Source organism: Nocardia mangyaensis, assembly GCF_001886715.1.
GTDB lineage: Bacteria > Actinomycetota > Actinomycetes > Mycobacteriales > Mycobacteriaceae > Nocardia > Nocardia mangyaensis.
The window spans coordinates 3,305,591-3,326,929 of the sequence record NZ_CP018082.1 but is presented as its reverse complement, the minus strand read 5'-3'; the positions used below and the strand labels follow the sequence as shown (position 1 = coordinate 3,326,929).

19 protein-coding genes are annotated in these 21,339 nt (G+C 69.3%); 5 read left to right on the top strand and 14 right to left on the bottom strand.

Annotated features, from left to right (window positions below; translation table 11 throughout):
• Window positions 1-1,575, top strand: a complete 1,575-nt coding sequence (fadD5, locus tag BOX37_RS14910; protein ID WP_071928176.1) for a fatty-acid--CoA ligase FadD5 — start codon at window positions 1-3, stop codon at window positions 1,573-1,575.
• A gap of 124 nt (window positions 1,576-1,699) precedes the next feature.
• Here fadD5 and BOX37_RS14905 read toward each other — a convergent pair whose 3' ends face one another.
• The 11 genes from BOX37_RS14905 to BOX37_RS14855 all read right to left on the bottom strand — a co-directional run bounded on the left by BOX37_RS14905 (window position 1,700) and on the right by BOX37_RS14855 (window position 15,462).
• On the bottom strand, window positions 1,700-3,049 hold the full coding sequence (locus tag BOX37_RS14905; RefSeq protein ID WP_071928175.1) for a lipase family protein: 1,350 nt from the start codon (window positions 3,047-3,049) through the stop codon (window positions 1,700-1,702).
• Window positions 3,050-3,149: 100 nt separating this feature from the next.
• On the bottom strand, window positions 3,150-4,142 hold the full coding sequence (locus BOX37_RS14900) for an AurF N-oxygenase family protein (RefSeq protein WP_071928174.1): 993 nt from the start codon (window positions 4,140-4,142) through the stop codon (window positions 3,150-3,152).
• 84 nt (window positions 4,143-4,226) lie between these two features.
• Complete coding sequence (locus BOX37_RS14895; protein WP_071931514.1) at window positions 4,227-4,919, bottom strand: TetR/AcrR family transcriptional regulator; 693 nt, start codon at window positions 4,917-4,919, stop codon at window positions 4,227-4,229.
• A gap of 104 nt (window positions 4,920-5,023) precedes the next feature.
• Window positions 5,024-6,181: a CaiB/BaiF CoA transferase family protein gene (locus tag BOX37_RS14890; RefSeq protein ID WP_071928173.1), complete on the bottom strand. Its 1,158-nt coding sequence runs from the start codon at window positions 6,179-6,181 to the stop codon at window positions 5,024-5,026.
• Entirely contained in the window at window positions 6,178-8,391 is a 2,214-nt protein-coding gene (locus tag BOX37_RS14885; RefSeq protein ID WP_071928172.1) for an acyl-CoA dehydrogenase family protein, read from the bottom strand. Before BOX37_RS14885 ends, BOX37_RS14890 begins: the two co-directional genes overlap by 4 nt.
• Before the next feature lie 2 nt (window positions 8,392-8,393).
• Window positions 8,394-9,272: an SDR family oxidoreductase gene (locus tag BOX37_RS14880; protein ID WP_071928171.1), complete on the bottom strand. Its 879-nt coding sequence runs from the start codon at window positions 9,270-9,272 to the stop codon at window positions 8,394-8,396.
• Between the two features lie 11 nt (window positions 9,273-9,283).
• Window positions 9,284-10,156 (bottom strand): MaoC/PaaZ C-terminal domain-containing protein, encoded by an 873-nt coding sequence (locus BOX37_RS14875; RefSeq protein WP_071928170.1) that lies wholly within the window; start codon window positions 10,154-10,156, stop codon window positions 9,284-9,286.
• On the bottom strand, window positions 10,153-10,593 hold the full coding sequence (locus tag BOX37_RS14870) for a type II toxin-antitoxin system Rv0910 family toxin (RefSeq protein ID WP_071928169.1): 441 nt from the start codon (window positions 10,591-10,593) through the stop codon (window positions 10,153-10,155). The genes BOX37_RS14875 and BOX37_RS14870 overlap by 4 nt, the downstream gene beginning before the upstream one ends.
• Window positions 10,594-10,626: 33 nt before the next feature.
• On the bottom strand, window positions 10,627-11,817 hold the full coding sequence (locus BOX37_RS14865; protein ID WP_071928168.1) for a lipid-transfer protein: 1,191 nt from the start codon (window positions 11,815-11,817) through the stop codon (window positions 10,627-10,629).
• Between the two features lie 207 nt (window positions 11,818-12,024).
• The gene (locus tag BOX37_RS14860; RefSeq protein WP_156910415.1) at window positions 12,025-14,316 is read right to left on the bottom strand and encodes a DUF4132 domain-containing protein; all 2,292 of its coding nucleotides are present in this window, start codon (window positions 14,314-14,316) and stop codon (window positions 12,025-12,027) included.
• Window positions 14,317-14,622: 306 nt separating this feature from the next.
• Complete coding sequence (locus tag BOX37_RS14855; RefSeq protein WP_071928166.1) at window positions 14,623-15,462, bottom strand: alpha/beta hydrolase; 840 nt, start codon at window positions 15,460-15,462, stop codon at window positions 14,623-14,625.
• Between the two features lie 147 nt (window positions 15,463-15,609).
• Here BOX37_RS14855 and BOX37_RS14850 point away from each other — a divergent pair, with 147 nt between their 5' ends.
• Window positions 15,610-16,815: a PucR family transcriptional regulator gene (locus BOX37_RS14850; RefSeq protein WP_071928165.1), complete on the top strand. Its 1,206-nt coding sequence runs from the start codon at window positions 15,610-15,612 to the stop codon at window positions 16,813-16,815.
• Between the two features lie 9 nt (window positions 16,816-16,824).
• Here BOX37_RS14850 and BOX37_RS34015 read toward each other — a convergent pair whose 3' ends face one another.
• The 3 genes from BOX37_RS34015 to BOX37_RS34010 form a co-directional block, all read right to left on the bottom strand.
• Window positions 16,825-16,998, bottom strand: a complete 174-nt coding sequence (locus BOX37_RS34015) for a hypothetical protein (RefSeq protein WP_156910414.1) — start codon at window positions 16,996-16,998, stop codon at window positions 16,825-16,827.
• A 224-nt stretch (window positions 16,999-17,222) separates the two neighbouring features.
• Window positions 17,223-17,564: a hypothetical protein gene (locus BOX37_RS14845; RefSeq protein ID WP_071928164.1), complete on the bottom strand. Its 342-nt coding sequence runs from the start codon at window positions 17,562-17,564 to the stop codon at window positions 17,223-17,225.
• Entirely contained in the window at window positions 17,554-17,691 is a 138-nt protein-coding gene (locus BOX37_RS34010) for a hypothetical protein (protein WP_156910413.1), read from the bottom strand. The genes BOX37_RS14845 and BOX37_RS34010 overlap by 11 nt, the downstream gene beginning before the upstream one ends.
• A gap of 503 nt (window positions 17,692-18,194) precedes the next feature.
• Between BOX37_RS34010 and BOX37_RS14835 the strand changes: the two genes are divergently transcribed.
• The 3 genes from BOX37_RS14835 to BOX37_RS14825 all read left to right on the top strand — a co-directional run bounded on the left by BOX37_RS14835 (window position 18,195) and on the right by BOX37_RS14825 (window position 21,335).
• The gene (locus BOX37_RS14835) at window positions 18,195-19,637 is read left to right on the top strand and encodes an ATP-binding protein (RefSeq protein WP_071928162.1); all 1,443 of its coding nucleotides are present in this window, start codon (window positions 18,195-18,197) and stop codon (window positions 19,635-19,637) included.
• Complete coding sequence (locus tag BOX37_RS14830; protein WP_071928161.1) at window positions 19,637-20,050, top strand: roadblock/LC7 domain-containing protein; 414 nt, start codon at window positions 19,637-19,639, stop codon at window positions 20,048-20,050. Before BOX37_RS14835 ends, BOX37_RS14830 begins: the two co-directional genes overlap by 1 nt.
• Window positions 20,051-20,117: 67 nt before the next feature.
• Window positions 20,118-21,335: a cytochrome P450 gene (locus BOX37_RS14825; protein WP_071931513.1), complete on the top strand. Its 1,218-nt coding sequence runs from the start codon at window positions 20,118-20,120 to the stop codon at window positions 21,333-21,335.
• Window positions 21,336-21,339 lie beyond the last annotated feature (4 nt).

Genomic DNA, 21,339 nt, shown 5'->3' with positions numbered 1-21,339 from the left:
ATGACCACTGCCGTAGAACCGGTGCGCTCGCGCCGCAATCACTGGATGAACCAGATCGCCCTGCACGCCACCACGAACCCGGACGGGCCCGCGCTGCGCTTTCTCGGCAAGACCACCACCTGGGGCGAGTTGCACACTCGCGTCCAGCGCCTGGCCGACGCGCTCGCCCGCCGCGGCGTCGCACCCGGTGACCGGGTGATGATCCTGATGCTCAACAACACCGAGTACATCGAAACGGTGTTCGCGATCAACACCCTCGGCGCCATCGCGGTGCCGGTGAACTTCCGGCTCACCCCGCCCGAACTCGTCTACCAGGTGAACGACAGCGGCAGCGCGGTGATCATCACCGACGCGGTACTCGCGCCACTGGCCGCCGCGGTGTCGGCGGCCACCGAGACGCTGCGTACCCGGATCGTGGTCGGGGTACCGACCGGTGACGGCGCGCTCGGCTACGAGGATCTGCTCGCCGAGGACGGCGCCCCGCACGAACCGCGCGATGTGCCCGAGGATTCGGCCGCGCTGATCATGTACACCTCGGGCACCACCGGCAACCCCAAGGGCGCGGTGCTGACCCATCTCAACATGCAGGCCCAGGCCCTGACCTGTATCCGGGCCATGCGCTATGGCCCCGACGACATCGCCTTCTGCGCCTCGCCGCTGTTCCACATCGCCGGATTGGGCAGTGTCGCTTCCTGTTTCGTGCTCGGTTCGTTGACGGTGATCCACCCGCTCAAGGCCTTCGACGCCACCGAGGTCCTCGACGCGTGGGAAGCCGAACGCGCCACCTCGGTGTTCCTGGTTCCGGCGCAGTGGCAGATCGTGTGCGCCGATCCCACGGTGGCCCAGCGTGATCTGCGACTGCGGGTGATCAGCTGGGGCGCCGCCCCCGCCTCCGACACCGTGCTGCGCGCGATGGCCGAGACCTTCCCGAACGCGCTGAATGTGGCCGTGTTCGGGCAGACCGAGATGTCACCGATCACCTGTGTGCTCGACGGCGAGGACGCGATCCGCAAACTGGGTTCGGTCGGCAAGCCGATTCCCACCATCGCCACCCGCATCGTCGACGACGAGGGCAATGATGTCGCGCCGGGCGAGATCGGCGAGATCGTCTATCGCGGACCGACTCTCATGCGCGAGTACTGGAACAATCCGCGCGCCACCGCCGACGCGTTCGCCGGGGGCTGGTTCCACTCCGGTGACCTGGTGCGCGCCGACGAGGAAGGCTTCGTCTACGTCGTCGACCGCAAGAAGGACATGATCATCTCCGGCGGCGAGAACATCTACTGCGCCGAGGTGGAGAACGTGCTGTTCGCCCATCCCCGGATCCGCGAGGCCGCGGTGATCGGCCGGGCCGACGAGAAGTGGGGCGAGGTGCCCGTCGCGGTCGTCGCGGTCGAGGACGACCAGGAAATCGGCCTCGCCGACCTGGAATCCCACCTCAACGCACACCTGGCCCGCTACAAGCATCCCAAGGCACTGGTCGTGGTCGATGCCCTGCCGCGCAATGCGGGCGGCAAGGTCGTCAAACCCGAGCTGCGCAAGCTGCACGGGTCCGCGGCCCCGGTCAGCGGCTGAGAACTCCTCGATCGCGGGACGGATCGACTCGGCGGTGACCACACTGGCGACCAGCCCTCAGGTGGCCACCGCCGACCTCGACGAAGCGGGACTCAGCGGCCCTGGGCAGTAGATCGCCGCGCGCCTAGGCAGCGCGACGGGCCGCGCCCGCTGCCGTACTGCCGTCACGGTCGATGGCCGCGGCGGTGAGCGGCCGGGCGAACAGCGCTTGGAGCGCGGCCCGCGCGAGTCCGGCGAAGCCGCGGCGCCCGGCGGGCAGGCCGAGGACGCTGCGCACGGTGCGGGTCCGCGGCGGCGTCAGCGCCGCACCGGCGAACCGGTCGGCGAGCCAGTTCAGGCTCAGTGGCGTGGAGATCGCCAGCAGGCTGAGATGCTCACTCGTGCGGTCGCGCAGGTAGGTGACATGGGCGCCGTGGGCGCGATAGCGCTCGACCAGCGCGTCGATGTCGTCGACGGCGATGATCTGGTCGTGCACGGCCTGCACGACCAGCAGCGGCACCGTCGGCGCCGAGGTGCCGAGCGCGAGATCGTCGATCATGGCGGCCAGCGTCTCGAGAGCGAGAACTTCGGCGATGGGCATCGTGGTGTGTCGGCTGACGTTGTATCGCGCCAGACGCAGCACCGCGGCGGCCGTGGTGGACAGGGCCGCCTTGTCGAGCACCGCGCGCCCGTCATCGTTGAAATGGCTGCCGATGACCGTGTCCAGCGCCGGATAGACGCGTCGCAGCGCGGCGACGACCAGAGTGGGCAGACCCGCGTGCAGGCCACCGTTGAGGCGGTGGAAGGTCGAGAGCAGATCACCGACCGGCGAACCGAGGACGGCGCCGACGATGTCGAGTTCGGGCGCGTAGGTGGGCGCCATCTCGACCGCCCAGGACGTGGCGAGCCCGCCGCCGGAGTAGCCCCACAGCCCGACCTGCGCGTTCGGGTCGAGGCCCAGCGGCGCGAAGTTCAGTGCCGCGCGGACGCCGTCGAGCGCGCGGTGGCCGGGTTCGCGCGGGGCGCCCCACGCGCCGAGCATGCCCTCGTGATCGGGGATCGAGATCGCCCAGCCCCTGGTCAGCGCGTCGACGAAGCACAGCAGTTCGACATGGGTGAAGGTACCGATCGCCCGCGAGCCGCGCTGCAGCGCGTAGGAAGGGAACGCCTTGGACGAGATGGCGTCGATGGCGCACTGGAACGACAGCAGCGGCGTGGTCGCCCCGGCTCCGCCCGCGGGCGCGATGACCGTGGTCACCGACGCGTCGGCCGCGCCGTTCAGGTCGGTCGTGCGATAGAGCAGCTGCCACGCCGAGACCCGCAGCGGGATCAGGCCGAAGGCGGCCAGCTCCACCGGACGCCACCGCAACAGCGTGCCCTCGGGCAACCGCTCGTACCCGGACCGCGGCCGATAGAACGGGTCGAGTTCGGGCAGCACGGCCTGGGCGGGCGCGGGCCAGCTCTGCGCGTGTGCGCGGGTGGTCTCGGCAGTCAAGGGTGAACTCCAGGAAATCGGGGGCCGAATGGGACCGGATGTGCGCGGGAACGGGCCGGGTCGGTGACCCGGCCCGTCATGCGAGGCGGATCGCCACTGGTCAGGCGGCCCTGCGCGCGGGCTCGGAGCGATAGCGCGAGACCGGCCCGTCGATGCCGAGCAGCCGCCAGGTCAGCTTGGCGACCGGGTTCATCAGCCCGGTGCTCACGACCAGTGCCCGCACATCGGCGAAGACGTCACGCTTGGTGATCTGCGCCTCGGGACTGCCCCAGTAGGCCTCGCGCATGACTTCGTCGGGAATGTCGAACTTCTCCACGAATTCCTTGGGCGGGGTCGCGATCATCGACAGCATCACTCGCATGGCGATCGGAAAAGCCACCGACAGCACGGTTTTCGTGATCGGGTTCATGTTCGGCACGTTCCGGCGCAGGTATTCGTGCGCGAAGGAGATGTGGCGGGCTTCCTCGGCCACGTGGATCTGCATGACCCGCTGCACCATCGGATGCAGGTCGGCCCCGCCGCGCAGCAGCGACTTCTGCAGGTGGTCGATCGGCTCCTCACCGCCGAGGATCATCGTGAAGAACAGCTCGGGAAAGTACTTCACCGCCGGCCAGATGATCATCGTCAGCTTGCGGTCGACCGGGCCCATCCCGATGACGTCGTGATGACCGATCCGGTTGATCATCTCCTGGAACATCATCGTGTGGTTGCACTCTTCGGCAGCCTCGTGGGTGACGTACCGGAACTCCGGATCGCCGTTGGGCACCGAGATCAAGTACTGCATGAGGCCACGGATGAGCAGCTGCTCGAAGTCGAGACCGACCTTGGCGATCCCGGCCTGGCGCCACATACCCATCTCGATCTGGCGTTCCACCGGCTGGGCCTTGTACCAGGGGTGGCGGCCGAGTGGGTCTTCCTCGGGCATGATCCAGCGCGGGTCGTCGGCGTGCACGGCCAGCTCGGGCGAATCCCAGTCGATGTCGACATAGGGGTCGAAGTGCTTGGTCACCGAGCCCTCGGACAGTCCACGGAGGACGTCGTGGTACTCGGGCTCGGTGGTGGATTTCTTGGCGGCGGCGGTGGACAGCGTCATCGATGTCTCCTCAGTACGGTTCTTCCGTCCAGTTTAGTGGTACTGGCGGTACCATACAAGGGTTGACGCTACCTAGTGTTACACCTATTCCGCCGGTGCCGCGGCGACCAGATCCGCGATCGGAGTCAGTGGATTGAGCATGACTCCCGCCTTGCGCAGACTGCTGTCGATGATCGCCCAGATCGCTTCCTGCAGGTAGGACGACAATTCCGCGGCATCCAGCGGTTGCATCGACTGGCTGAGCCAGCGGTTCACACTGGAGTCGACGAAGCCGACCAGGCCGAAGGCCATCGGCTCGGCAATCGTCACCGGCGCGGACTGGGCGCGCAACGCGTTCTCGAACACCTCTTTGACCGTGCCCGCGATGGCGATCTTGGTGCCGGACACGATCGGCGAGTTGTGCCGTCGCGTGCCCGGCGATCCCGCGCCGATGAAGTAGTGCAGGCGTGGATTGGCCGCGATCCAGCCCACGTAGGTGTCGACCGAGCGGGCGATCGCCTCGGCCACCGTGCCCTCCGGATTCAGCGTCGGGGCCAGCACAGCCATCAGGTCGTCGAGGATGCGGACCCGCAGCTGTTCGTCGAGGTCCTGACGGTCCTTGAACAGCCGGTAGAGCACCGACCGCGGCACTTGCGCTCGATCGGCGATCTCCTGGACACCGACCGAGGCCCCCTCGGCCTGCACCGCGTCGAGCGCCGCCGCGAGGATCCGTTCGCGGCGGTCGGCGCGGTGCCGGTCCCAGCGGCTGGCCCGGCCATCGGCGCGCTCTGCGGTCACGTTCCTCCCATCAGGCACCTCGTCGGCACACTCCGAGGAACTGTAGTCCAGCGATACCGGGCTGCTTCCGGTCGCCGCCGGACCTTCCGGCGCGCCGCGCACGCTCAGGCGATCGAGCCCGCGCGCCGTAACCGGCCGACCTCCTCCTCGGAATAGCCGAGCCCACGCAGCACCGCGCCGGTGTCGGCACCGGACGCGCTGCCCGGTCGCGGGACCGGCGCGGGGGTGCGCCCGAATCGGGGTGCGGGCGCGGGCTGGGTGATCCCGCCGACCTCCACGAAGGTCTCGCGCACCCGGTTGTGTGGGTGTTCGTGGGCTTGCCAGGCCGAGAGGACCGGGGAGACACACGCATCGGAGTCGGCGAAGATCGCCGCCCACTCGTCGCGTGGCCGGGTCGCGAAGGTCTCGGCCAGCACCGCGCGGAGTTTCTCGGCCTCGTCGAGGTCGTACTGCGCGGGCAGGTCGGCCTCGGCAAGACCCAGCCGGTCGAGCAGTTCGGCGTAGAAGTGCGGTTCGACCGCGCCGACCGCGACGTAGCCGCCGTCGGCACAGCGGTAGGTGTCGTAATAGGCACCGCCGCCATCGAGCAGATTCTCGCCGCGCCCGCCTTCCCACAGCCCGGCAGCGTGCATGCCGTGCAAGAAGGCAGTGAGTAGCGCGGCACCGTCGACCATGGCGGCGTCGACCACCTGGCCCAGGCCCGAGCGGGTGCGTTCCTGCAGAGCGGCGAGCACGCCGACGACGAGCAGCATGCCGCCGCCACCGAAGTCGCCGAGCAGGTTGACCGGCGGAGTCGGGTTCTGTCCGGCCCGGCCGAGCAGGTCGAGCGCGCCCGCGACGCCGATGTAGTTGATGTCGTGCCCGGCCGCGTTCGCCAGCGGACCGTCCTGGCCCCAGCCGGTCATCCGGCCGTAGACCAGTCCGGGGTTGCGCTGTGCGCAGTCGTCCGGGCCGATGCCCATCCGTTCGGCCACGCCCGGCCGGAACCCCTCGACGAGAATGTCGGCGGTTTCGGCCAGGCGCAACACCACCTCCCGGCCCTCGGGCGCTTTCAGGTCGACCGCGATGGACTGGCGGCCCCGGTCGAGCACGCCCGAGGGTGCGAGCAACCCGGCGGAGTCACCGACCCGGTCGACCCGGATCACCTCCGCACCGAGGTCGGCCAGCACCATGCAGGCGAAGGGACCGGGGGCCAGACTCGCGATCTCGACGACCCGCAGACCGGCCAGTGGGCCGTCCGCCCGAGGACCGGGGGCGCTCACCCGGCGACCGCCGCGTCGCGGGGCAGTCCGAGCATCCGCTCGCCGATCACATTGAGCTGGACCTCGGTGGTGCCGCCGTAGATGGTGGTGGCCCGGCCCGCGATCAGCTGTTCCTGGGCGTGATCGCTGCGCTCACCGGGCACCGACACCACCCCGGCGATACCGAGTTCGGCGACGACGAACTCCGAGATGGCCTGTCCCAGCGCCATTCCCAGCAGTTTGCCCACGCTCGAGGTAGTGGAGACATCGATCCCGGACAGCTGCTTGAGCACCACCCGCGACCCGATCACGTCCACCGCCCGGCTCTCGGCCATCAGCTCACCGACGCGATACCGCGCCACCGGCGAGAGGTCCCGGCCGATCGCGAAACGCAGCAGGTCGGTGTCGGTGGCGTAGGCCTCCATCTTCTGGCTCAATGCCACCCGCTCCCCGGCCAAGGTGGTGCGGGCCACGTGCCAGCCGTCGTCCACCGCGCCGACCACGTTCGCGTCGGGGATGAACACCTCGTCGAGGAACACCTCGTTGAACAGCGCCGACCCGGTCATCTCGCGCAGCGGGCGCACGGTGATGCCGGGGGTGGACATGTCGAGCACGAAGTAGGTGATGCCCTCGTGCTTGGGCTTGTCCGGGCTGGTGCGCGCGATGAGCATCGCCCAGTCGGCGAACTGCGCAACCGTGGTCCAGATCTTCTGACCCGTCACCCGCCAGCCACCGTCGACCTTGGTGGCCTTGGTGGTCAGGCTCGCGAGGTCAGAGCCCGCGCCCGGTTCGCTGAACAGCTGGCACCACACCAGTTCGCCGCGCAGCGTCGGCACGACCAGTTCTCGCTTCTGGCGTTCGTCGCCGTGCGGGACGATCGCCCCGACGGCCCAGGTGCCCATGAGCAGCTGCGGCATCTGGATGCCGGAAGCCTTGATCTCCTGGGAGATCACCACCTGCTCGAGCGGGGCGGCCGAGCGACCGTAGGGACGGGGCAGGTGCGGCAGGTTCCAGCCGCCGTCACCGAGCGCCACGAGCTGATCGTCCTCGTCGTCGATCTGCGCGATCTCGGCGAGTTCGGCCCGAATCCCGGCGCGGATCTGTTCGGCCTCGGCGGGCAGTTCCAGTTCGCTGGACAAAGTCAGCCCGGACAGCGCGTACTCCGCGACCGCCTCGGCGCGAGCGTCGCGCGCACCGAGCAGACCGCGCAGCGCCAGTGCGCGCCGGTAGTACAGGTGCGCGTCGTGCTCCCAGGTGAAGCCGATGCCACCGTGCACCTGGATGCAATCCTGCGCGACCTGCACCGCGGCGTCGGGCACGATCAGCGCGGCGACGGCGGCCGCGTAGTCGGCGGTCTCGTCGTCACGATCGAGGGCGAACGCCGCGTCCCACAGGACCGCGCGCGCCTTCTCCAGCGCGATGCCCATCTGGGCGCACTTGTGCTTGACGCCCTGGAACTGTCCGATCGGGCGACCGAACTGCACGCGGGTCTTGGCGTATTCCGACGCCGTGGACACACACCACGACATGACGCCGACCGCCTCGGCACCGAGCACGACAGCCGTGACCGAACGCACCCGCGCGGCCGAGACCTCGAGCACCCGCTCGGCCGACACCTCGATCGAGTCCGCCTGCACGCGGGCAGAACCGCGCAGCACGTCGACGGAATCCTGCGTGCTCACGGCCAGTTCGACGTTCTCGAACGCCACCCACCGCTGCGTATCGTCCACGGTCACCGGTGCGACGATCACATCGGCGGACCCGGCGCCGAGCACGCCGTCGGCGGTGCCGTCGACGACCAGCACGCCGTCACGCAGCGAGCCGGTCAGGTTCGACTCCGTGGCGACCGCACCGGTCCGCGATCCATCGGCCAGGCCGGGAAGCTGTGCCTGTGCCCAGGCCCCGCCCGCCTGGGCGAGCACTGCGCTCGCCAGCGCGGTCGGCACGAACGGCCCGGTGTGCAGGCCGCGACCGAGCGGTTCGAGCGCCACGGCCAGCGTCAGCAGGCCCGCGCCCTGACCGCCCAGTTCCTCGGACACGTGCAGGCTCAACAGGTCCTGCGCGACGAGCGCGTCCCAGTAGGGCAGCTGTTTGCCGCCCTCGGTGGATTCGACGGCGGCCCGGACGATCTCGGGGGTGACGGTGCGTTCGACGAACCCGTTGACGGCGTCGGCCAGGGCCAGGTGGTCCTCGCTGACGCCGACCCCGAGCTCATAGCTGGTGCGTGCCATGACTAGCTGGTCTCCTTCAGCTGGGCGGCGACCCCGTCGATGGTCCACGGACCGTCGGTCTCGACCGTGCGCACGTCGTGCCACCCGCCCAGCTCGATGATCGCGCCGCCCTGCACCGCGAACACCTTGCCGGTGAGTGAGCAGTCGGCCTCGGCCAGATGCGCGACCAGCGGGGAGATGTTGGCCGGGGAGAACGCGTCGAACTCGCCCTCGGGCACCTCGGCGGCGAACAACGCGCCCATACCGGGCGTGGCCAGCGTGAGCCGGGTGCGCGCGATCGGGGCGATGGCGTTGACCCGCACGCCGTAGCGCTCGAGCTCGTCGGCGGCGACCAGGGTCAGCGCGGCGATGCCCGCCTTGGCGGCGCCGTAGTTGCCCTGCCCGGCGTTGGGCATGAAGGTGCCCGAGGCCGAGGCAGTGTTGATGACCGCCGCGTTGACGGGAACGCCCGCCTTGGTCTGCGCCTTCCAGTACGCCGCGGCGTGGTGCAGGGTGGCGGCGTGGCCCTTGAGGTGCACGGCGATGACGGCGTCCCACTGGGATTCCTCCATGCCCGCGATGAACGCGTCGCGCAGGATGCCCGCGTTGTTCACCAGCACGTTCAGCGTGCCGTATTCACTGATCGCCTGGTCGACAACGGCTTTCGCCCCGTCCCAGGTGGCGATGTTGTCGGTGTTGGCCAGCGCCGTGCCGCCGGCGGCGATGATCTCGTCGACCACCTGCTGTGCCGGTCCGGCGTCGGCGCCGGATCCGTCGTTGGCGCCGCCGAGGTCGTTGACCACGACCTTGGCGCCTTCGCGGGCGAACAGCAGCGCGTGTTCACGGCCGATACCGCGTCCCGCGCCGGTGACGACGGCGACGCGCCCCTCGAGCTTTCCCATGGTTGTGTCTCCTAGTTGAATTCGACGCGGCCGTCGGTGATCGCGATCTGACCCGCGGCTTCGGTCTCGAAGGCGTACGCGGTCACACCCGGTGCACCGGAGTCGGTGCGCCACAGCGTGGTGGTGATGTCCTGACCGGGCAGGACCGGCTTGGCGAAGCGCACGGCCAGCCGGCGCAGGCGCGCGGTGTCGCCGTCGGCGAGTTCGGTCAGCGCGGCCCAGGAGGTGAACGCCATGGTGCACAGACCGTGGTTGATGATGCCGGGCAGTCCGGCCATGCGGGCGATCTCGTCGTCGAGGTGGATCGGCATGGGATCACCGGAGGCCGGTGAGTACCGGAAGGTCTGGTCCTCGTCGATGTGGGCGGTGACGGTCGCGACCGGATCCTGTGCCCGATCGGCGTCGGTGATCCGGTGTTCGGGTGCGGTCTCACCCTCGCCGGGTCCGGCGTCGACCTTGCGGAAGAACGCGGTCAGCCACTGCTCGTTGACGAGTTCACCAGCGGCGTCGCGGGTTTCGGCGTACACGACCACGGTGGAGCCGTTGGGCTTGCCCAGGTAGCCGATCGGCTTGGCCCGCACGACCAGTTCGTCACCCGCCCGGATGGGCCGGTGGAACCGGAAGTCCTGCTCACCGTGGACCAGCTTCATCAGCAGTTCCACCGGCGCGACCGAGAGCGCGGCCGGCGCCATCGAGGTGAACACCGGCACCACCGCGAACACCGGCGGCGCGATCGACCCGTCGCGGTGCGCGGTGATCGGATCATTGGTCGCGGCAGCGTAATCGGCGATCCGCTCGGCGGTGACCGAAAACCGCTCCTCGTCGGTCCACTCCCCCAGGCCGGAGCCGTCGAAGACGACCCCGGCCGATTCCGAAGTGGTCATGCGGCCGAACCGACGAGCTCGTTGAACTTGTCCATCGAGGCGCGCAGATCGGCCTCGGCGTGCTTGGCCACGGCCTTGCCGATCGGGCCGACGATCATCGTGCCCTTGAAGCTGGCGTCGAACGCGGCCGAGGAACCGGTAGCGGTCGGCTCCACCTTGAGCGCGAATTCCACGGTGACACCGGCCATTCCGGTGCCGGTGATGCGCAGATACTTGTTCGGGTCGACCTCGGCGACGGTCCATTCGATCTTGTTGGCCATGTTCATGACCGACACGACCTCGATGAAGCGCGAACCCGCGGCCAGTTCGGCGGGCAGTTCGCTGCGCCAGCCCTGGTGGATGGTCAGCCATTCCTCCCAGTTGGCGAGATCGCTCAGGCGGGCCCACGCCTGCTCGGGGGTCACGGGAAGTTCGGTGGAAACGGTCACGGATGCCATGGGATTACTCCTTCGAGCGGGTTGGGGGTGATGTCAGCGGACGGCCGGGCGGTAGGCGGTCACCACGACCGCGCCACCGAGACCGATGTTGTGTTGCAGGGCGATTCGCGCGCCCTCGACCTGGCGGGCGTCGGCGTCGCCGCGCAGCTGCCAGGTGAGTTCGCTGCACTGGGCCAGACCGGTGGCGCCCAGCGGGTGCCCCTTGGAGATCAGGCCGCCGGAGGGGTTGACGACCCACTTGCCGCCGTAGGTGGTGGCGTTGTCGTCGACGAGGCGACCGCCCTCGCCCGGCGCACACAGCCCGAGCGCCTCGTAGGTCAGCAGTTCGTTGGTGGAGAAGCAGTCGTGCAGTTCGATGACGTCGACGTCCTCGGGGCCGAAGCCGGCCTGCTCGTAGACCTTCAGCGCCGCAGTGCGCGACATGTCCGCGCCGACGAGATTGATCGCGCTCGGGTTGGTGAAAGTGGACGCGAGGTCGGTGACCATGGTCTGCCCGACGATCTCGACCGCGCGATCGGCCAGGTCGTGCCGGTCGACGAAGGCCTCGTTGGCCAGGATCACCGCGCCGGAGCCGTCGGAGGTCGGCGAGCACTGCAGCTTGGTCAGCGGGCCGTAGATCGGCTTGGCCGCGAGGACTTCCTCGAGGCTGTACTGCTTCTGGAACTGCGCGTACGGGTTGTTCACCGAGTGGCGGTGGTTCTTCACGCCGATCTTGGCGAACTGCTCGGCGGTGGTGCCGTAGCGCTCCATGTGTTCCTTGCCCGCGGCGCCGAACATGTACGGCGCGGGCGGCATGGCGAACTCCTGCAGTTCGGCCAGGGCCAGCAGGTGCCGCATCATCGGCTGTTCGCGGTCGTCGAAGGTCGAACCGAGCGAGCCTTTCTGCATCTTCTCGAAGCCGAGCGCGAGGGTGCACTCGGCCAGCCCGCCCCGGATCGCCTGCGCCGCGAGGTAGAGCGCGGTCGAGCCGGTGGAACAGTTGTTGTTGACGTTGACCACCGGGATACCGGTCAGCCCCAGTTCGTAGACCGCGCGCTGTCCCGAGGTGGATTCGCCGTAGACGTACCCGACGTAGGCCTGTTCGACCTGGTCGTAGCCGATGCCGGCATCCTCGAGCGCTGCGGTCCCGGCCTGGCGGGCCATCTCCGGGTAGTCCCATTCCAACGCGCCCGGCTTCTCGAATTTCGTCATGCCGACGCCGACGACGAACACCTTCTGTGTCATGTACGCACTCCCGTGTGCCGTGTGCCCCGGATACGTGGGACACGGTGTCACGTCAATGTATGTTGGACAGCACGTCCCAGTCAATACCCAGACAGAACCGGCACCTGACCGGTCGAATGTGTCGTGAAGCACCAAGATCGACCGGTTGGATCGTCTTTAATGAGATGAATGTCTCGGATACTCCGCCGGGCCGGAGGCGGGGCTGATTCAGGCCCGCGCGGCGGTGCCCGCGACCGAAACGACCAGGTCCAGGTCGCGCATGACCTCGGAGAACGCGACGGGCGAGACCTCGTGCAGTGGCACGGCGCGACTGTCGGCGAGAAACCGGATTTCCCCGATCTCGACGGCACCGTGTCCGAAGTATCCGCTGAAGTCGCAGCGCAGCGCGACGACGAGGTCGGCACCCGCGGGTCTGGTCGCCTGGTACTCGTCGTAGCGACCGTGGGTGGACCACCCGCGACCGGACAGCAGTGCGACCGCCTGTGCGCCGTCGACCGTGCGGCCGTCGAAGCGCCGCGAAACCGCACCGGCCGCGCGTTCGGCTGGGGTCAGCGAGTAGAGCGCCCTGGACACCTGCGGGACCGGCTGTTCGATCCCCTGCCGCTCCAGCCGCGCCTGCCACTCGCCCTGAGTTCCCTGCTCGTGCAGGTCGACGGGGTGCACGGCGGCGATCGGGGCTGCGGTGTCGACCTCGCCGAGCAGACCGATCGTGCCCGACCGGTCGCGCCACAGCAGGGCGGGCAGCATCGCCGCACCGGCGGGCAACGAGCACAGTCGTCCCAGCTCGTCCGGCGTCACTGTCGCCCCGGTGGCGACGAGGCGCTCGAGCAGTCCGCTCCGCATCCGCCTGGCCTGCTCGCGGAGACGTTCCTGATGATCACGCAGCTCGCGATACGCCGGGTCGGCACGCACGGCGGCGGGCACCGATTTCAGCTCCCGGTCAGCCCGTGAGACCCGCAGCTCCGGCTCGGAACCATGGAACCGCAACCGGATTCGATACTCGCCGACTGTCGTCTCCGTGGGTGTCGCGGTGGCGATGCGTGCCTCGCAGTCCCATTCGAGCCGACTCGCCTCCCCCACCCCGGCCACCTGCGCCAAGTGGTCGAGGGCGACCTCGATCGCCGCGGCATGACTGATCCGACGATTGGGACCGAGCTCGGCGCCCTTCGTGGCGGATTCGCGGATCGCCAGATACCGGTCGAGGACCGTCTCGGGTGGATCCAACGGCAACATACCGAAGGCCGCGATCCCATGCAGCGCACGATGTTTCACCCGCTTGACGACCTGGGCGCGGTTCCGGCCGAGGACGGCCGAGACGAGTTCGCTCGGCACCAGGGTGAGCAGCCGCCGCACCTTCTCGGCGCCTGCCTCCTCGATCGCGGCCAGCAGCGCCGCCCGGTCCTGCCGGACGACCTCGTCTTCCGGTATCGCCCGGATCAGGCGCAGCAGTCGCGCGCACTCGGCCAGGTCGAACAGCGGCAGCAAGGCCTCGGCGTCACCGGCCCGGCCGCGCCATCCGAATACCGTGCGCCGCACCGCGACCGGCTGTTCGCGCAGGTGGTCGAGCAGCTCGGTGCGTTCGGTGTCAGTCAGTTCGGCCGTGCCGAGATGCTCGGCCACCTTCTGCTCGCCCTGCCACGACAGCGCGGCTCGGACGAAGCGCAGCCCGCGCGGCGCGAACCCTTTCGGGAACACGTCCCAGCCCACGGGATCGGGCGCCGACACCAGTCGCCAGGTCATCGAATCCACCAGTACGCGAACATCGTCCGCGCACGTCAGCGGCGCACCGGTCACCACGCCGCTGCCGTTTCGGCCGACGATGGCGTAGCCGAGATACCGGTCCGCGGTGAACGCGCGCTCGACAACCTCGGCGTCGAGCGCGTCCGCGCGGTCGAGAGCGTCGAGGACGCGCGCGACCGACTGCCGATCCAGACTCCCCAGCGGGGTCAGCGCGAGCACACGCAACAGACCGACGTCGGCCTCGGCGATCGCGGTCGCCGCCACCTCGTCCAAGAGCAGCCGATGCCGAACATCCACGCCGAGATACGCGGCCAGCAAGGCCTTCCGGCGCGCCGACGGCCACGGCGCGGCCAACAGACCCGTGATGCCGCCCGGCGCTCCGGGCCGGCAGGCGACATCGGAGAGCGCGTCGGGGGCCGCGGTGGTGTCGCGGAACGCAGCGTCGTAGCGATCGTCCGAGCCTGCGGTGCTGTCGTCCGGCGCGCTGGGCGGGAACGCGGCGTCGTAGAGATCGTCGAGGGCTGTGGTGATGTCGCCGATGTGATCGACCAGGTGGCCGTTGGCGCGATCGTCACCCTCGTCGATGCGTGCCAGGATCTGTTCGGCGCTCACACGCAGGGCGGTCGTAGCACCCCCTTGCGCCCTGACCCGATCCACCCACTGCCACAGCGCTGCCCGCTCTTCGTGCACGACCTCGGCGTAGATGCCGGGAACGATTCCCTGCGAACCACTCGGCCCGCACACCTCGACATCGCCCACGGCCGCCACACTACAAGCGCCCTCCGACAGCGACAGCGCCCCCGACGACCGGTCCGCAGTGGGGAGGATGGCGGCACTCGCCTCGACCGGCCAGGGACTGAGCCACACCACTCGTGCCGACTGGTCCCGATCATCGACGAAGTCGACGGGAGGCTCACGCGAACCGAACCCGTGGGCGAGTATCCGTGCGCGTCGATCGGTTCGACCGGCCAGATTCCGCTCGGTATCCGCGCCGCGACGGTCAGCCGGTGGACCACCGGCCAGAACATCCGCGCGGACGGCGGATCGACCGGACCGCTGCTCGGGTCACCGTGTGATCCAGGCGATCAGCTCGTCTTCGACCTCCGCGCGGTTGAGCTCGTTGAGGATCTCGTGCCGGGCTTCCGGGTAGACCCGGTAGGTGATGTCGGTCAGCCCGACGTCCCGGTAGCGCTGGACCTGCAGGTCGCTGAGCCGGAGCTTGTCGTTGAGCGGGTCGCGGTCGCCGACCATCACGTACAGCGGCAGGTCGGGGCGGATTCCGCGCGGCTCGGCGAGCCGTTCGGCCGCGGTCTTCGCGAGCAGGCCCAGATTGGCCGGATCGATCTCGAATCCGCACCAGGGGTGGGCGATGTAGGCGTCGACCTGGGCCTCGTCACGGCTGATCCAGTCGGCGGGCGTGCGGGTCGGCGCGAATTCGCGGTTGAAGAAGCCGAGCAGGTCACCGTCGGCGGCAGCGAGCTGGACGAACAGTTCGTCGACCGCCGTGGTCCCGCACAGCACCGCCGCGTCGATCAGCTCGTCGTGGTCGAGCAGGTACTGCTGCACCGCGAACGAACCGAGGCTGTGCCCGAACAACACGACGGGCAGTCCGGGATGGCTCGCCCGCAGGATCGTGGTGAGCATGGCCATGTCCTCGACCAGCAGGTTCCACCCGTTGTCACCGAGGTCACCGGGCGCACCGGCCATGCTGTGGCCGTGCCCCCGGTGGTCGGCGGCGTAGACGGCGTAGCCCAGGGCCGCCAGACGTTCGGCGAGGTGGCCGTAGCGCGCGCCGTGTTCGCCCATGCCGTGCGCGATCTGGACGACACCGCGCACGGAGCTCTCGGTGGGCAGCCACTCGCGCACGTGGATGACCGTGCCGTCGCTGCTGATGAAGGTGGACATGGACGACTCCTGGCGGGTGCGAACGAGTGCGGATACGACTCGATGAATCGTCGCACCGATGTGACGCCGATCCCATGGGATCGCCAGACCAAATAGCCGGGCACCTGTTGTTCCCGGGAACAATGCCACCCTCGGTAGGCTGCGGAAATGTCCAGAACGCCTGCCGCGAGCCCGATCGATGATGTCGCGGCCGCGCTGCTCGCGCGGATCGACGATCTGGGATCGCGGCTGGCACTGCGCTTCCTCGACGAGCTCGACACCTACCGCAATCAGAGCCAGGTGCCCTTCGACACCGTCCAGACCTCGTGCACCCGCAACCTCACCCTGATGGTGCGGCACTTCACCTCCAGCGAGCCGGTGGATCCCGAGCCGCCGAAGGAGACAGGCAGACTGCGCGCCCGCCAAGGCGTCCCGCTGGCCGAGACCCTGCACGCCTTCCGGATCGGATTCGAGTTCCTGTGGTCGGAGCTGGTCGCCGAGGCCAGACGCCATCCGGCGGTGACCGACGCTGTACTCGTCGACCTGGCCGCCGAGGTCTGGGCACTCGCGGGCGAGTACTCGGTCGCCGTCGCCGCCGCGTACCGGGAGATGAGCTCGGAGCTGGTGTTGCAGCGCGAACACGAGCGCTCGGTGCTGGTGGAGGCACTGTTCACCGGTGTCATCGCCGATCCGGCGACGCTGGGCGAGGCCACCAGAATCCTCGGCCTGCCGCCGCGTGGGCGCTATGTGGTGGTGGCCGCCGAGGTCAGTGCGGCGGGTCGGGAGGCGCTGCCCGGGATCGAGACGACGCTCGGGCAGGCCCGGATCACCTCGGCGTGGCGGCTCCAACCCGATCAGCAGGTCGGTGTTCTCGCGCTGCCGCGAGAACACGAGGCCGCGGCGCTGGCGGCCCTGCGCACGCATCGGGCCAGGGTCGGGGTGAGTCCGCCCTACGCGTCACTCACCGAAACGCCGCAGGCCCTGCACTTCGCCCGCCTGGCGCTGGTCGGGCTCGGCGACCGCGCGTTCGGGGTCGCGCGCTTCGACGACAATCCGCTGGGCATGGTCGTGGCGGCCGCGCCGGTGGAGGCCGCGCACCTGGTCGAGATCCACCTGTCCGGCCTGCTCGCCCTCCCCCACGAGGAACGCGTCCGGCTCCTGGAGACACTCGAAACCTGGTTCGCCGCACACGGTTCCGCCGCCGCAGCCGGTGAACGCCTCTTCCTGCACGCCAACACCGTTCGCTACCGGCTACGCCAGATCGAAAAGCACACCGGTCGCGCACTGACCGATCCCGCCGCGGTCCGCGATCTCGGCGCGGCGCTGCAGGCCTGGAGGGTCCTCGCCGCCCGAGGCCCGGATGCCGAGGGCTGATCAGAAAGGTCAGCTGTCGGACAGCGGAGTCCCCCGCTGACCGAATCGGCGGGCGATCTTCGGCGCCGCCATGACGCCGACCCACCAGGACTCCAGCGGGCTCGGCTCCGGCCAGCGCACGTTGGTGGCTTCCTCTTCGTGCTCGGTCGGGGGTGCGGTAGTGGGCTGGAGATCGCTGGACATCAAGTACCTCGGATCGATCGACGGCGCAGAGCGCAACACAGTGCGACGTGCCCACGGTGGAAGCCGTGTAGTCGTTCACAGCACCGCCGGGGTGGGCATCGGCAGGCAAAGGCAGAACACGAATTGGTAGGAAGCCGGATGTTCGACCACTGTCAACCGTACACTGTGCCGCCCGGCCACGGGTCCGATCGCCGCCGCCACGACCCCGGTAGCACTCATCCACCTCAGCCGAGAAGATCGAGCTGTTGGGCGGCCACCTCGGACGTGCCGCTCCCGACGTAGTCATGGCGCATGCCCCTGAGCGAGACGAGGCGGTCGTCGAGTTCGGCATCGACCCCCGGTTCGATCCCGAGATCCTCCCGGATCGCTCGACGCAGAAGGCGGACACGGAAGCCCAGCGAGTCGTCCACGAAGCGATAGAGCGCCGCCACCGCCACGGCGTCGTTCTCGTCGAGCTCCAGCGCTGCGCGATGGCCGATGTCGAGGCACCGATTCACCTCGGACGCGAAATCGAGCGCTCGGTCCGACACCACCATCTGCGCACGGGAATAGCTGTCACGCAGCACCCCGATTCTCGCGCTGCGTCTTCGCATCGATTCGCTTGCTACGAATCGCGAAAACCTGGGTCACGATGCCGCCACCGAGCGTTCCGGCAACCGTGATCGCGGCAACCGCCACATTGGTCCAATCCATGGTGGGCCATTCTCCCCCGATCGCCGCCGCGACCCGAGAAGCACTGTGCGAACACCCATCACCGTCCTCGGCGCCCTTCGCGCGCACCAGTTCGACAGAGAGGCTCGCGCCTGCTCGACATCTCTTGCAACACAGCCCATATTGACTCGATCCGGGTACGCCGGTGGATGCGGGTCGGCACGGTCCGAGAGAAGCGCTGCGGGGCCGGCGCCACGCCGATCCCGGCTGGCTCGTCCCAGCCACTGACCAGCTCGCCGCGACTCTCGGTGTGACCGGGAACACCCAATGTCACGTCAATGAATTACCGCCCCCCGCAACGTATTCCGCGCTCCGATGAGAGCACTGCTAGGGTATGCGAATTCGCCGTCGGCGCAGGACAGCGAGATCGTCCCGCGGGCTGTACAACCCAGTGCGATCCACGGCGACGACAGTCTCGTCGGAGGGCCCGGCGAGGTTCCGGCCACGGTTTGGCTCTTCGGTCGGTGACGACGACAAAGGAACCGATGACTCCGACTATCGCGGTCTTCTTGTTCGGCATCGCAACGCTGGTGTTGCTCGGCGCGGTCGCGGTGGCGCTGCTCGCCCTGCGCAACGAACGCCAGATCCGCGCCCGGCTCGCGGTGGCCGAGCGCGAACTGCACGGCCACGAGGAAGCGATGACCCGGCTCATCGAGTCGACCCTGCCCAGGATCACCGAGGCGGTCCGCGATCACCGCGATCCCGACGCCACCGCCGAAGTCCCGGCCCAGCTGCAGGATTCGACCTTCGCCCGCCAACTCGCCCAGATCGCGCTCGCGCACGCCGAGGACCTGCGCCAGGTACAGCACGAGACCGCGCTCACCATCGAGCAGGCCGCCGAGGAACACACCACCGCCCAGGTGGCGGCCGCGCAGGAGGCCACCCGCGCCCAGGTGTCCGCCGATGCCCGCGCGGCGACCAGCAACGCGGTCCGCGCGTTCGGCACCACGGTGGTCAGCCTCGGCGCCGATGTCGGCCAGGTGGTCAGCAACGCACTGCGGGAGAACCGCAACGACGAGGTCTACGCGATCCTGAGCCGCATCGACCACACGGTCCAGCAGATGATCCGCCAGGCACAGGCCTACGTCATCGTCTCCGGTGGCCTGCCCGGCAGGCGCTGGCCGCAGCAGACCGTGGGCGATGTGGTCGGCGGTGCCACCGGGCGCGTGCGTGACTATCTGCGGGTGCGCACCGGGCACTGCGATCAGGTCGTCGTCAGCCGGGCGGTCGAGCCGCTGGTGCACACCGTCGCCACCCTGCTCGACAACGCACTGCGCTACTCGCCGCCGTCCTCGTTCGTCGACATCACCTTCCAGCAGGGCCATCACGGCGTCACCCTGATCATCGACGACGCGGGCGTGCGGATGAGCCAGGAGCAGATGGAGGAGGCGCGCCAGGTGCTCTCCGGCGAGCGCATCGTCGACATCAACGCCCTCGGCCCGTCCCCGAAGGTCGGCTTCCCCGGTGTCGCCGCGCTGGCGCGCCGGTACGGCTTCGCCGCCTACGTCGACGGACCCAACATCTACGGCGGCACCCGGGCGATGGTCTTCATTCCCGCCGCGCTGCTCGTCGACGCCGCCGATGTGCGTCGACGCGAGACCGAGCCGAAGCACGCCGCCGCGCCCGAACCCGCTTCGCCGCAAGCCGAACCGGTCGAAAGCCCTGAGCCCGTCACGCCGCCGCGTCCGGCGGTCGCCCTCGCCGCACCCGTCCTGGCATCCCCCTCCGCACCGGCGAGCGACGAGCCCGCCGAGGACCGAACCACCGGCGGCCTGCCCAAACGCAGGCGTCGCGAGATCGCCCCGGCCGACGAACGCGCACACACCACCGACGCGCCCGGCCGCCCCGAACTCGCCGCCGCCTGGCACAGCGGATCCCGGCACGGTCGCGCCGCGGCCGAGCGTTCGACGAAAGGGCAGGACAGCTGATGAGCACTCCGATCGCAGACAGCACCAATCGCCTCGCGTGGCTGCTCGACGACCTGGAGCTGGCGGGGGTCCGCTTCACCGTGCTGTTATCCGACGACGGCCTACGCGTGGCGCATTCGAGCGCCATCAGCAGAGACGAGGCCGAGCGTTTCGCCGCCGCCGCGTCGGGCTTGCGTTCCCTCGGACGGGCGCTCGGTGAGTTCTGCGGCGGACCGGGAAACCCGATCCGCCAGACCATGACCGAGTACGACGAGGGCATGATCCTGATCACCGCCGCCGGCGCGGGCACGCTGCTCGGCGTCGCGACGACCAGCGAGGTCGACCTCGCGCTCGTCGCCCACCGGATGAACGACCTGGCCGCCAGGGTCGGCCGCGAGCTCGGCACCACGCCACGCGCCGCGGACCCGCGATGACCCGGTTGCCTCGAGAGGAGAACACGCAGTGACGCTCGAAACCTCGTTCGATCCCGCTCGATACCCGGTGACCCCGGATTCGCGCAGCGGTCAGGATCGAGTGCCGTTGTACTCGGAAGAGTTCGCCGCCGACCCGCAAAGCGCCTACCGCGCCATGCGGCATCGTTTCGGTTCGCTCGTTCCGGTCGATCTGGTGCCGGGGGTGCCCGCCACCCTGGTGATCGGCTACCGCACCGCGGTGCAGATCCTCAACGACCCCGACCACTTCCCCGCCGACGCGCGGATGTGGGAGCGCGACATCCCCGAAGACTGCCCGGTCAAGCCGATGATGCGCTACCGCCCCAACGCCATTCGGACCTCGGGCACCGAGCACGCCCGCTACCGTGAGGCCACCGTCGCCGGTCTCGCCGGCGTCGACCTGTACCGACTGCATCGCACGGTCGAGCAGATCGCGATGCCGGTGATCAACGGCTTCTGCGCCGACGGCAGCGCGGATCTGCTGAGCCAATACGCCTTTCCGGTCATCTTCGCCACGATCAACGCGATGCTCGGTGTCCCCGACGACCTGGGCGTCGGCGTCGCCACCGGTATGGCGCAGATGTTCGAGGGCGGCGAGACCGCGGTGCAGGGCGCGCAGCTGCTCGAGGACTCGCTCTACGATCTGATCCGGCTCAAGCAAGCCCAGCCCGGCGACGACGTCGCCACCCGGCTGGTGCAGCATCCGTTGCGGCTCAACGACGAAGAGCTGATGAACCAGCTGCTGACCATGTACGGCGCCGGTATCGAGCCGATGCTCAATCTGGTCCTCAACACGGTCCGGCTGATGCTCACCGATCAGCGTTTCGCGGGCAGCCTGCTCGGTGGCAGCCTGTCCACCCGCGACGCCCTCGACGAGGTGCTCTACACCGACCCGCCGATGGCGAACTTCTGCACGACCTATCCGCGCCAGCCGATCCTCGTCGACGACGTCTGGCTGCCCGCTCATCAGCCGGTCGTGATCAGCATGGCGGCGTGCAACAACGATCCCGCGATCGGGACCGGCGACTTCCTCGACAATCGGGCGCATCTGGCCTGGAGCACCGGCCCGCACGGCTGCCCGGCGAAATCCCCCGCCTACCTCATCGCACAGGAAGCCATCGACCAACTCCTCGACGCCCTGCCCGAACTCGAACTGGCGGTGCCGGAGCACGAATTGGTCTGGCGGCCCGGCCCGTTCCACCGGGCGCTGGCCGGCTTGCCGGTGGTGTTCCCGAAGACGACCCCGCTGGCGATACCGACCTACTGAGCCG